Annotated in this window: 8 protein-coding genes and 1 pseudogene; 2 read left to right on the forward strand and 7 right to left on the reverse strand. The window is 70.3% G+C overall.

All coding sequences use genetic code 11. The features are described from left to right. Window positions 1-99: 99 nt before the first annotated feature. The 4 genes from cimA to K6I34_RS20450 form a co-directional block, all read right to left on the reverse strand. On the reverse strand, window positions 100-1,803 hold the full coding sequence (gene cimA / locus K6I34_RS20435) for a citramalate synthase (protein WP_229327756.1): 1,704 nt from the start codon (window positions 1,801-1,803) through the stop codon (window positions 100-102). Between the two features lie 279 nt (window positions 1,804-2,082). After that, complete coding sequence (locus tag K6I34_RS20440) at window positions 2,083-3,549, reverse strand: MFS transporter (protein ID WP_229327757.1); 1,467 nt, start codon at window positions 3,547-3,549, stop codon at window positions 2,083-2,085. Window positions 3,550-3,795: 246 nt separating this feature from the next. Beyond that, a complete protein-coding gene (locus K6I34_RS20445; protein WP_229327758.1) occupies window positions 3,796-4,884 on the reverse strand; it encodes a branched-chain amino acid aminotransferase in 1,089 nt (362 codons plus the stop codon). Between the two features lie 201 nt (window positions 4,885-5,085). Further along, on the reverse strand, window positions 5,086-6,129 hold the full coding sequence (locus K6I34_RS20450) for a 3-isopropylmalate dehydrogenase (RefSeq protein WP_229327759.1): 1,044 nt from the start codon (window positions 6,127-6,129) through the stop codon (window positions 5,086-5,088). Between the two features lie 129 nt (window positions 6,130-6,258). Here K6I34_RS20450 and K6I34_RS20455 point away from each other — a divergent pair, with 129 nt between their 5' ends. Further along, on the forward strand, window positions 6,259-7,869 hold the full coding sequence (locus K6I34_RS20455) for a metallophosphoesterase family protein (RefSeq protein ID WP_229327760.1): 1,611 nt from the start codon (window positions 6,259-6,261) through the stop codon (window positions 7,867-7,869). 93 nt (window positions 7,870-7,962) lie between these two features. On the opposite strand, the gene K6I34_RS38345 is transcribed toward K6I34_RS20455, so the two are convergent. From K6I34_RS38345 to K6I34_RS20465, 3 genes are all read right to left on the reverse strand, one after another. After that, a complete protein-coding gene (locus K6I34_RS38345; protein ID WP_275127108.1) occupies window positions 7,963-8,097 on the reverse strand; it encodes a hypothetical protein in 135 nt (44 codons plus the stop codon). A 312-nt stretch (window positions 8,098-8,409) separates the two neighbouring features. Continuing rightward, on the reverse strand, window positions 8,410-10,041 hold the full coding sequence (gene pruA, locus K6I34_RS20460; RefSeq protein WP_229327761.1) for an L-glutamate gamma-semialdehyde dehydrogenase: 1,632 nt from the start codon (window positions 10,039-10,041) through the stop codon (window positions 8,410-8,412). 34 nt (window positions 10,042-10,075) lie between these two features. Beyond that, window positions 10,076-11,002 carry a proline dehydrogenase family protein gene (locus tag K6I34_RS20465; RefSeq protein WP_229327762.1) on the reverse strand — a complete coding sequence of 309 codons (927 nt, stop codon included), beginning with the start codon at window positions 11,000-11,002 and terminating at the stop codon, window positions 10,076-10,078. Window positions 11,003-11,239: 237 nt separating this feature from the next. On the opposite strand from K6I34_RS20465, the pseudogene K6I34_RS20470 reads away from it, so the two are divergent. After that, window positions 11,240-11,640, forward strand: a pseudogene (locus K6I34_RS20470) (PucR family transcriptional regulator); the annotation flags it as partial.

Below are 11,640 nucleotides of genomic sequence, written 5' to 3' on the forward strand. Positions count from 1 at the left end.
CCCCGGTCCCGTCCGCGCTCCCACCCGGGGCTCCGGCCCCCGAACGCCTTCGCCCCGCTCCCCGCCGACCTGATCGTCGGCCTGTTTCTCCTGCTCCGTCTACTCCTGGGGTTCCACCCCCGCTCGGCGCAGGCCGTACGCGTAGGCGTCGTCCAGCGCCTGCCAGGAGGCCGCGATGACGTTCTCCGCCACGCCCACCGTGGACCACTCGCCGTGCTCGTCGCTCGTGGAGACCAGGACCCTGGTGATCGAGCCCGTGCCCAGACTCCCTTCCAGGATGCGGACCTTGTAGTCGGTGAGCTTCATCGTCGCGAGCTGGGGATAGATGCGCTCCAGGGCCCCGCGCAGGGCCCGGTCGAGGGCGTTGACCGGACCGTTGCCCTCCGCGGTGGCGACGATGCGTTCGCCCTTGGCCCACAGCTTCACCGTCGCCTCATTGGCATGCGTGCCATCGGGGCGGTCCTCCACGATGGCGCGCCAGGACTCCACCCGGTAGTAGCGGCGGGCCCGTCCCTCCGTCTCCTGGCGCAGCAGCAACTCGAAGGAGGCGTCGGCCGCTTCGTAGGTGTAGCCGGCCAGCTCGCGCTCCTTGACGCGCTCGACGATGCGGCCGATCAGCTCGCGGTCGCCGCCCAGGTCGACTCCCAGCTCCTTGCCCTTGAGCTCGATGGAGGCGCGGCCCGCCATGTCGGAGACCAGCATCCGCATGGTGTTGCCGACCCGTTCGGGGTCGATGTGCTGGTAGAGGTCCGGGTCGACCTTGATCGCGGAGGCGTGCAGCCCGGCCTTGTGGGCGAAGGCGGAGACGCCGACGTACGGCTGGTGGGTGGAGGGTGTGAGGTTGACGACCTCGGCGATGGCGTGCGAGATCCTGGTCATCTCGGCGAGCGAGTCCTCCGGGAGGACCTTGCGGCCGTACTTGAGCTCCAGGGCGGCGACCACCGGGAAGAGGTTGGCGTTGCCGACGCGTTCGCCGTAGCCGTTGGCGGTGCACTGCACGTGCGTGGCGCCCGCGTCCACCGCGGCGAGGGTGTTGGCGACCGCGCAGCCCGTGTCGTCCTGGGCGTGGATACCGAGCCGGGCTCCGGTGTCGGCGAGCACGGTACGGACGACGGCGCCCACCTGGGCGGGCAGCATCCCGCCGTTGGTGTCGCAGAGCACGATCACGTCGGCACCCGCGTCGTACGCCGTGCGCACGACGCGGGTGGCGTAGGCGGGGTTGGCGCGGTAGCCGTCGAAGAAGTGCTCGCAGTCGACGAAGACGCGGCGGCCCCGGTCCCGGAGGTACGTGACGGTGTCACGCACCATCGCGAGGTTCTCCTCCAGCGTGGTGCGCAGGGCGAGTTCGACGTGACGGTCGTGGGACTTGGCCACCAGGGTGACCACAGGGGCGCCCGAGGCGAGCAGCGCCGCGACCTGTGGGTCGTCCGCCGCGCGCACGCCCGCCTTGCGGGTGGCGCCGAACGCGACGAGCCGGGCGTGCTTGAAGTCGATCTCGTCGCGGGCCCGCTGGAAGAACTCCGTGTCCCGCGGGTTCGCACCGGGCCAGCCGCCCTCGATGAAGCCGACGCCGAAGTCGTCGAGGTGCCGGGCGATCGTCAGCTTGTCCGCGACGGTGAGGTTGATGCCCTCGCGCTGGGCGCCGTCTCGCAGGGTGGTGTCGAAGATGTGGAAGCCGTCGTCGACACCGACCGCGGCGGCTCCGGCGGCCCCGGCGTCTTCGCCGGCGACGGCCCTGGCGACGCCGTCGCGTTCACCGGCGCTGTCGTCGGCAGGGAGGCTCTCGTCGGTTGCGTCCGTCATGCTGCTCTGACTCCTGTCGGGATCTCGGTCTACCGGACTGACCGGTTCCACCGTCCCCTCATGGTCCCGCGCCTTCGCTCCGGCGAGGTGGTGCCGGGAAACGAAAAGACCTCTCGCGGGTGCGAGAGGTCTGCGCGCGGGTCTGGGACGACGGTGGCCGCGCCGTACGTCGTGGGTACGGCGGGTCACTGCGGACCGGCGCGCTCGCTGCCAATAATCATGACGAGCGTGAGCACAGCGACATCCTGGCACGGGTGCCGCACACGGTGCGGCACGGTCTCACGATGCGGTCACTTCGGGCGTTCGGGACGTCTCCTCGCCGCCCCGTGCCCCTTTCAGGTCGATGTCCTTCGTCTCGCGCATCGTCAGGTAGACCACCAGCGACACCGCGGCGCAGCCGGCCACGTACCAGTAGAAGCCGGATTCGATGCCCGCGTTCTTGAACCACAGGGCCACGTACTCCGCGGTGCCGCCGAAGAGCGCGTTGGCGATGGCGTAGGGCAGGGCCACGCCCAGGGAGCGGATGGCCGTGGGGAAGAGCTCCGCCTTGACGCAGGCGTTGATCGACGTGTAGCCGGTGACCACGACCAGGGCGAGCAGGGACAGCCCGAGCGCGGGCCAGAAGGAGCCCGCGTGCTTGAGCATCGTCATGATCGGCACAGTCAGGAACGTGGAGCCCACCGCGAAGGTGATCAGCAGCGGGCGGCGGCCGACGCGGTCCGAGAGGGCTCCCGCCAGCGGCTGGAGGCAGGCGAAGACCAGCAGGGCGCAGAAGCTGACCAGCGTCGCGGTCTGTTTGGGCAGACCGGCGCTGTTGGAGAGGTACTTGGTGAGGTAGGTGGTGTAGGTGTAGTACGCGACCGTGCCGCCCATGGTGAGCGCGATGACGAGGAACGCCTCGCGCTTGTGGCGCAGCAGCGCGCGGATCGTGCCGCGGTCGTCCTCCGCCACAGCGGCCCCGGCCCCAGCGGTCCGGCCGTCCCCGTCGGCCCCTCCGGCGGCCACGGCTCCTCCAGCCCTCCCGGCGCCCCCGGCGCCCCCGGAGACACCCGCAGCACCCGCAGTCACGGCGTCCCTGGGCGCGATGTCCACGGCGGCCGCGGTGCCGGTTTCGATCGCCTCGTACGCATCCGTCTCCAGCATGTTGCGCCGCAGATAGAAGATGACGGCGGCGCCGAGCGCGCCGACGACGAAGGGGATGCGCCAGCCCCAGCTGTGCAGTTCGTCGCTGGAGAGGGTGTGCTGGAGGAGGATCTGGAGCCCGAGGCCCAGGATCTGGCCGGCCGTCATGGAGACGTACTGAAAGCTGGAGGCGAAGCCGCGGCGGCCCGGCGCGGACGCCTCGGTGAGGTAGGTGGCGCTGGCCGCGTACTCGCCGCCGACGGAGAGTCCCTGGAGCAGCCGGGCGATCAGCAGGACGGCCACGCCGCCGTAGCCGGCGACGCCGTAGGTCGGGGCGATGGCGATCAGCACGGCGGAGACCGACATCAGCGTCACCGTCAGGGTGAGCGCCGCCTTGCGGCCCTTGCGGTCACCGACCCGCCCGAGCAGCCAGCCGCCGACCGGGCGCATGAAGAAGCCCACGGCGAAGATGCCGGCGGTGTTCATGAGCTTGGCGGTGTCGTTGCCCGCGGGGAAGAAGGATCCCGCGAAGTACGTGGCGAAGCTGGCGTAGACGAACCAGTCGAACCACTCGACCATGTTGCCGGCGGAGCCGACCCAGATCTTCTTCCAGTGCTGTCCCATGGTCGATCACGGTGGCGGAACAGCGGGTTTCGGACAAGGGTCCGAGCAACAACGATCATGCGTACTTGCGTGCGTTGCGTTCATGACACGACACACGCACGTACACATGCCTCCATGCGGCCCGGTACGCCCGTGGCGTCCGGGCCCTGCGTGGAGTTCAGGCCCTCCACCTTGCCCGGGCCCTCCACGGCGTCCGGGTCCGCCGCAGCGTCCGGGTCGTCCGTGGAGTCCGGGGCATCCGTGATGTCAGCCGCCCAGCGGGTGCATCCAGCCGTGGGTGTCCGGAGTGGCGCCGGTCTGGATGTCGAGGAGCGCCTTGCGGAGCTTCATGGTGACCTCGCCGGGCTTGCCGTCGCCCACCGTCCAGTCGGCGCGCGTGGACTTGACCGAGCCGACCGGGGTGATGACGGCGGCGGTGCCGCAGGCGAAGACCTCGGTGAGGGTGCCGTCGGCGTTGCCGTTCTTCCAGTCGTCGACGGAGATGCGGCCCTCGGTGACCTCGTAGCCGAGGTCGGCGGCGATGGTCATCAGCGAGGCGCGGGTGATGCCGGGCAGCAGGGAGCCGGTGAGCTCGGGGGTGACGATCTTGTTCCCGTACACGAAGTACAGGTTCATGCCGCCCATCTCCTCGATCCAGCGGCGCTCGATGGCGTCCAGCCAGACCACCTGGTCGCAGCCGTGCTCCATGGCCTGGGCCTGCGCGACGAGGGAGGCGGCGTAGTTGCCGCCGGCCTTCGCGGCGCCGGTGCCGCCGGGAGCGGCGCGCACGTACTCCTCGCAGAGCCACACGGAGACGGGCTTCACGCCGCCGGGGAAGTAGGCGCCGGCGGGCGAGGCGATGACGACGAAGAGGTATTCGTTCGCCGGGCGCACGCCGAGGCCGACCTCGGTCGCGAACATGAACGGCCGCAGGTAGAGGGACGCCTCGCCGGAGCTCGGCACCCACGCCTTGTCCTGGGTGACGAGGGCGTCGCACGCGGCGATGAAGGTCTCGACCGGCAGTTCGGGCATGGCCAGGCGGCGCGCGGACGCCTGGAGGCGCTTGGCGTTCTCCTCCGGGCGGAAGATGGCGACCGAGCCGTCGGGCTGGCGGTAAGCCTTGGCGCCCTCGAAGATCGTCTGCGCGTAGTGCAGAGTCATGTTCGCCGGATCGATCGACAGCGGTGCGTACGGCACGAGCTGCGCGTCGTGCCAGCCGCGGCCCTCGGTCCACTTGATGGTCACCATGTGGTCGGTGAAGTGGCGGCCGAAACCGGGGTTGGCCAGGATCTTCTCCCGCTCGGCGTCCGAGAGCGGATGCGAGGAGGGCTTGAGCTCGATCGTGGGCGTCGTCATGAATCCGTGTCCTTCACCTGTGTGAGTGGCGGACCGCGAACTCACTCCGTCCTGTTCGGTACAGGACGTCCGAGAATCCCCTCGTACCGCGGCCCCACGTTCGATTATCGCGCGTGGGGCCGTGGACGGAAAACGTGTTGTCGCGCGGCCCTGGGTCGATGGTCGCACCCAACCGCGCGGCGGCGCAGCAGGCTGGGTGGGCTAGGAGGCGGCCACGCGCAGGGCGAGCGCGTCACCGATCTCGTCCGTGGTGCGGACGGTGTCCCCGCGTACCGCGAGGTCGTCGCCCACCGCGGCCTCCACCCGGGCGGCCTCGGGCTCGAGCCCGAGGTGGCGCAGGAGCAGCGCCACGGAGAGCACGGTGGCGGTCGGGTCGGCCTTGCCCGTGCCCGCGATGTCCGGAGCGGAGCCGTGAACCGGCTCGAACATCGACGGGAACGCGCCACCGGGGTTGATGTTGCCGGAGGCGGCGAGGCCGATGCCGCCGGTGACGGCGGCCGCGAGGTCGGTGAGGATGTCGCCGAAGAGGTTGTCGGTGACGATGACGTCGAAGCGCTCGGGCTGGGTGACGAAGAAGATCGTCGCCGCGTCGACATGCAGGTAGTCGGTGGTGACCTCGGGGTATTCGGCGCCGACGCGGTCGAAGGTGTCCTTCCACAGCCGTCCGGCGTGCACGAGGACGTTGTTCTTGTGGACGAGGGTCAGCTTCTTCCGCGGGCGGGCCTGGGCGCGCTCGTAGGCGTCGCGCACGACGCGCTCGACGCCGTAGGCGGTGTTGACGCTGACCTCGGTGGCGACCTCGGCGGGGGTGCCGGTGCGCAGGCTGCCGCCGTTGCCGGTGTACGGGCCCTCGGTGCCCTCGCGGACGACGACGAAGTCGATGGCGGGGCGGCCCGCGAGCGGTGTCGCCGTGTGGGGGAAGAGCTTGGACGGCCGCAGGTTGACGTAGTGGTCGAAGGCGAACCGCAGCTTGAGCAGCAGCCCCCGCTCCAGCACCCCGGACGGCACGGACGGGTCACCGATCGCCCCCAGGAGGATGGCGTCGTGCTCCTTGAGGGAGGCGAGTTCGGCGTCGGGGAGGGTCTCCCCCGTGGCGTGCCAGCGCCGGGCACCGAGGTCGTACTCCTCGGTCTCCAGCTTCACGTCCGAGGGGAGCACGGCGCGGAGCACCTTGAGGCCCTGGGCCACGACTTCCGGGCCGATGCCGTCACCGGGGATCACTGCGAGGCGAATACTGCGAGACATGACGGGACCGTACTCCCCAGTCCGCTGAATGACACGCTCCGTCCACCATGCGGACACATTGCGATCCGTATAGGCCGCGTTCATCCAAAGTCCTCATTCAGGTCGCCGTTTCCTGGCACGTTCTGCGGCATGGACACACCACGCGTAGGCATCCCCGAAAAGCTCGCCGCCAGGATGACGATGGCGGAGCAGCACGAGTACCTGCGGACCAGACTGACGCGCCGCGGCATGCTGCGGGCGAGCGCCGTCACGGCGGGCACCGTGGCGGGCGCGGGCCTGCTGGGCGGCGGCCTCGGCGGTGGCGCGAGCGCGTACGCCGCGCCCGCGGTCGCCTCCCCCACCCTGCTCACCTCGGCCGCGACGACCAAGGTCGACGGCAAGCACGTCGCGCCGTTCGGGCGCCACCTGGCCTTCGGCGCCGACCCGAAGACGCAGATGCGGATCTCCTGGCAGGTGCCGTTCGCGGTCAAGCGGCCGTTCGTGCGGGTGGGCCTGAAGCCCTGGGATCTCGGGCACCGGATCGACGCGGAGGTGCGCCCGCTGCACACCCCGTCGCTCTCCAAGAAGCTTCCGGCCGTCGACCAGGTCTATCTGCACGCGGCCCTGGACAACCTCCGCCCCGGCCAGACGTACTACTACGGCGTCGGCCACGACGGCTTCGACCCGGCCGACCACCGCAACTTCGCCACGATAGGAACCTTCACCACGGCGCCGGCGCGCGCGGAGAAGTTCACCTTCACCGCCTTCGGCGACCAGGGCGTGAGCTACCACGCGCTCGGCAACGACCAGGTGATCCTGGCCCAGAACCCCGCGTTCCATCTGCACGCGGGCGACATCTGCTACGCCGACGACAGCGGCGAGGGCAAGCCGGACGACAACTACGACGCCCGCCGGTGGGACCAGTTCCTCGCGCAGACCGAGTCGGTGGCCAAGAGCGTGCCGTGGATGGTGACCACCGGCAACCACGACATGGAGGCCTGGTACTCGCCCAACGGCTACGGCGGCCAGAGCGCCCGCTGGGCGCTGCCCGCCAACGGCTTCGACCCGCGGCACTCCCCGGGCGTCTACTCCTTCACCTACGGCAACGTCGGTGTCGTCGCGCTGGACGCCAACGACGTCTCGTACGAGATCACCGCCAACACCGGCTACAGCGGCGGCAAGCAGACCCGCTGGCTGGACCGGCGCCTGGGCGAACTGCGCAAGCAGAGCGGGATCGACTTCGTCGTCGTCTTCTTCCACCACTGCGCCTTCTCGACGACGAACTCCCACGCCTCGGACGGCGGGGTGCGCGACACCTGGCTGCCGCTCTTCGAGAAGCACCAGGTGGACCTGGTCATCAACGGCCACAACCACGTCTACGAGCGCACCGACGCCCTCAAGGGGCAGCGGGTCTCCAAGAAGGTGCCGATCGGCGGGAGCGTCGACTCCGCGCGCGAGGGCATCGTCTATGTGACGGCGGGCGCGGCGGGCAAGTCGCTGTACGACTTCCCCGCTCCCGACAGCTACGAGGGCCACGTCAAGGACATCGAGAGCGTCCCCACCTTCCACTGGGTGAAGGGCGGCGGGAAGCAGAAGGAAGCGGTGGAGTGGTCGCGTGTGCGCTACACCAACTATTCCTTCCTCGCAGTCGAGGTGGAGCCCGGACGTCACCCGCGGATGCGGGTCACTGCGTTGGCTGAGACGGGTGAGCGTATTGACCACTTCGAGGTGACGCGGAGTTCTTCCGGGCGGCAGGGTTAGGCATCGTTCGTCGGGTGCGCCTACCGGGGACTGGGCGCGCCCACGCGGCGGAGCCGCACAATGTCGCAGCCCCGCGCCCCTTTCAGGGGCGGGTCAGTGGCCCGTCGCGCCACCGTTGTCCCTGCGGTCGAGTGCGCGCTGGAGGGCGGCGGCCGCGTTCGCGCGGTCGGCGTCGCGTTCGGCCGTACGGGCGGTGCGGCGGGTCCTGCGGACAGCGGTGTCTGCCATGGGTCACGTCTCCTTGGCTGGGCCCCGGGCGAGCCGGGAAAGGCCGGGTGGAAGCCGGAACACAAGGGCGGGGGCCAGGTGCGGCAGGGGTCACCTGCGTCACGGCACGGGGCCGCAGCCGCCATCGCTCGATGGAGCGGGACGATCGGCTGATACCACGCTAAGCCCGCCGCGCCCGGCTGTCTGCATCATTACTCGGACGTCCTAGTATCTGAGACGCCAGGAGCCCGCGCGGCCCGGCGGGCCCGGGAAACGCGACCGCCCCCGCCCGGCTGGGGGGCCGGGCGGGGGCGGGGTCGGCGCAGGACGTGATCAGCCCATGTGCGGGTAGCGGTAGTCGGTCGGCGGGACCAGCGTCTCCTTGATGGAGCGGGTCGAGACCCAGCGCATCAGGTTGGACGCGGCACCGGCCTTGTCGTTCGTACCGGAGGCGCGGCCGCCGCCGAACGGCTGCTGGCCGACGACGGCACCCGTCGACTTGTCGTTGATGTAGAAGTTGCCCGCGGCGAAGCGCAGCTTCTCCATGGCGTCGGCGGCCGCGGCGCGGTCCTTGGCGATGATCGAGCCGGTCAGGCCGTAGGCCGAGACGGACTCCATCTGCTCCAGCATCGCGTCGAACTGCTCGTCCTCGTAGACGTGCACGGCGAGGACCGGGCCGAAGTACTCGGTCGTGAAGACCTCGTTGGCCGGGTCGGTGCACTCGATGACGGTCGGGCGGACGAAGTAGCCCACCGAGTCGTCGTACGTGCCACCGGCGACGATCGTGCAGGCCGGGTCGGCCTTGGCACGGTCGATGGCGGCCTTGTTCTTGGCGAAGGCACGCTCGTCGATGACGGCGCCGGCGAAGTGCGACAGGTCGGTGACGTCACCCATGGTGATGCCGTCGACCTCGGCAGCGAACTCCTCCTTGAAGCCGTCCTCCCAGATGGAGCGGGGGACGTAGGCGCGGGAGGAGGCCGAGCACTTCTGGCCCTGGAACTCGAAGGAGCCGCGGGTCAGCGCGGTCTTGAGCACGGCGCGGTCGGCGCTCGGGTGGGCGACGACGAAGTCCTTGCCGCCGGTCTCGCCGACCAGGCGCGGGTAGGACTTGTACTTCTCGATGTTGTTGCCGACCGTCTTCCACAGGTACTGGAAGGTCTTGGTCGAACCGGTGAAGTGGATGCCCGCCAGCTCGGGGTGGTTCAGGGCCACCTCGGAGACGGCGATGCCGTCACCGGTCACCAGGTTGATGACGCCCTTGGGCAGGCCGGCCTCCTCCAGCAGCTGCATCAGCAGCACGGCGGAGTGGGTCTGCGTCGGGGACGGCTTCCAGACGACGACGTTGCCCATCAGCGCGGGCGCGGTCGGCAGGTTGCCCGCGATGGCGGTGAAGTTGAAGGGCGTGATCGCGTAGACGAAGCCCTCCAGCGGCCGGTGGTCGCTGCGGTTCCACACGCCGGCGGAGTTGGCGACCGGCTGCTCGGCGAGGATCTGGCGCGCGAAGTGCACGTTGAAGCGCCAGAAGTCGACGAGCTCGCAGGGGGTGTCGATCTCCGCCTGCTGGGCGGTCTTGGACTGGCCCAGCATGGTGGAGGCGGCCAGCGTCTCGCGCCACGGGCCCGCCAGGAGCTCGGCGGCGCGCAGGATGATCGCGGCGCGGTCGTCGAAGGACATCGCGCGCCACGCCGGGGCGGCGGCGAGCGCCGCGTCGATGGCGTCCTGCGCGTCCGCCTCCGTGGCGTTGCGGTACGTGCCGAGGACGGCGGCGTGGTTGTGCGGCTGGACGACCGTGAACGGCTCGCCGCCGCCCATCCGCTTCTCACCGTTGATGGTCATCGGCAGGTCGATGGGGTTGCCGGCCAGCTCCTTGAGCTTGGCCTCCAGCCGGGCGCGCTCCGGGGAACCGGGGGCATAGCTGTGCACCGGCTCGTTGACCGGGGCGGGGACCTGGGTAACAGCATCCATGATCAGGATCTCCTTCGATCAGGGGGTCGGTTTCTCAGCCGCGCGTCGCGAGCGACCGGAGGAAGAACGTCAGGTTGGCGGGGCGCTCCGCCAGGCGGCGCATGAAGTAGCCGTACCAGTCGGTGCCGTACGGGATGTACACGCGCATGCGGTGGCCGTCCGCGACGAGCCGCTCCTGCTCCGCCTCGCGGATGCCGTAGAGCATCTGGAACTCGTACTCGTCCAGCTTGCGCCCGTGGCGGCGGCCGAGCTCCTGTGCGATGGCGACCATGCGCGGGTCGTGGGAGCCGATCATCGGGTAGCCCTCGCCGGCCATCAGGATCTTCAGGCAGCGGACGTAGGCCAGGTCGACCTCGCGCTTGTCCTGGTAGGCGACGGAGGCGGGCTCCTTGTAGGCGCCCTTCACCAGGCGCACACGGGAGCCCTCCCCGGCGAGCGCGTGGCAGTCGTCCTCGGTGCGGAAGAGGTAGGACTGCAGGACGGCGCCCGTCTGCGGGAACTTCTTGCGCAGCTCGGCGAGGATCGCGAGCGTGGAGTCGACCGTGGTGTGGTCCTCCATGTCCAGCGTCACGGTGGTGCCCGCCTCGGCGGCGGCCTCGACGACCGGGGTGACGTTGGCGAGGGCGAGGTCGTGACCGCCCGCGAGCGCCTGGCCGAAGGCCGACAGCTTCACGGACATCTCGGCGCGCGCGCCGAGGCCCAGGTCCTTGAGGGCCTCGGCCAGGGCCAGGTAGGCGTCACGGGTGCGCAGCGCCTCGGCGGGGTCGGTGATGTCCTCGCCGAGGTGGTCGAGGGTGACCTCCAGGCCGCGCTGATTCAGGGACCGCACGGCGGCCATGGACTCGTCCAGGCGCTCACCGGCCACGAAGCGGTCCACCACGGGGCGGGTGACCGGCGCGGCCGAGACGATACGGCGGATGGCGTCGCTGCGGGACGCAGCGAGCAGCACAGGACCCAGCACTGGGCACCTCCACGATGACGGCCGGTCCCCCACGGGGCGACGGCATAAGTAACTCATCGTGAAAACTAGAGATCACCGCAGTCCACGGCCATCGACAGCTGTCACGCATCCGTGGCCCGGATCTCAGACACATGTATGAGAATAGTGACCTCGACATGAATCCGGGGATCGATTTCGGGCCATAACGGTGCCGACCGGACGGTCCACACGGGGGCCGGGAAGGAGCGCGGCGAAGCCATGCGCGGTGACTATCAGCAGCTCGTGGACGAGATATCCGCCGCGCTCGGCGCGCCCGCGACGCTGGAGGACCGGGATTTCGGGCTGATCGCCTTCGGCGCCCACGAGGGTGACGACGACGTCGAGCTGACGATGGACCCGGTACGGACCCGGTCGATCCTCCAGCGGCGGTCGACGGCGGCCGTCCGGGCGTGGTTCGAGGCGTTCGGGATCGCGCGGGCGCAGGCGCCCCTGCGCATCCCGCCGGACCCGGCGGCCGGGGTGTTCAAGGGCCGCATCTGCCTTCCCGTACGGCACCGGGGCGTGGTGCTCGGCTACGTCTGGCTGCTGGACGACGAGCACCTGGCGGGCCTGGACCTCGCCGAGCCGTTCGCGGACCCGCGGCTCGCCCAGGCGGTGGA

This window comes from Streptomyces sp. UNOC14_S4 (assembly GCF_020740835.1).
Taxonomy (GTDB): domain Bacteria; phylum Actinomycetota; class Actinomycetes; order Streptomycetales; family Streptomycetaceae; genus Streptomyces.

Bases quoted from the DNA above. Each gene is read 5' to 3' on its own strand.
- cimA (WP_229327756.1), bottom strand. From the start codon at position 1,803: ATGACGGACGCAACCGACGAGAGCCTCCCTGCCGACGACAGCGCCGGT.
- K6I34_RS20440 (WP_229327757.1), bottom strand. From the start codon at position 3,549: ATGGGACAGCACTGGAAGAAGATCTGGGTCGGCTCCGCCGGCAACATG.
- K6I34_RS20445 (WP_229327758.1), bottom strand. From the start codon at position 4,884: ATGACGACGCCCACGATCGAGCTCAAGCCCTCCTCGCATCCGCTCTCG.
- K6I34_RS20450 (WP_229327759.1), bottom strand. From the start codon at position 6,129: ATGTCTCGCAGTATTCGCCTCGCAGTGATCCCCGGTGACGGCATCGGC.
- K6I34_RS20455 (WP_229327760.1), top strand. From the start codon at position 6,259: ATGGACACACCACGCGTAGGCATCCCCGAAAAGCTCGCCGCCAGGATG.
- K6I34_RS38345 (WP_275127108.1), bottom strand. From the start codon at position 8,097: ATGGCAGACACCGCTGTCCGCAGGACCCGCCGCACCGCCCGTACGGCC.
- pruA (WP_229327761.1), bottom strand. From the start codon at position 10,041: ATGGATGCTGTTACCCAGGTCCCCGCCCCGGTCAACGAGCCGGTGCAC.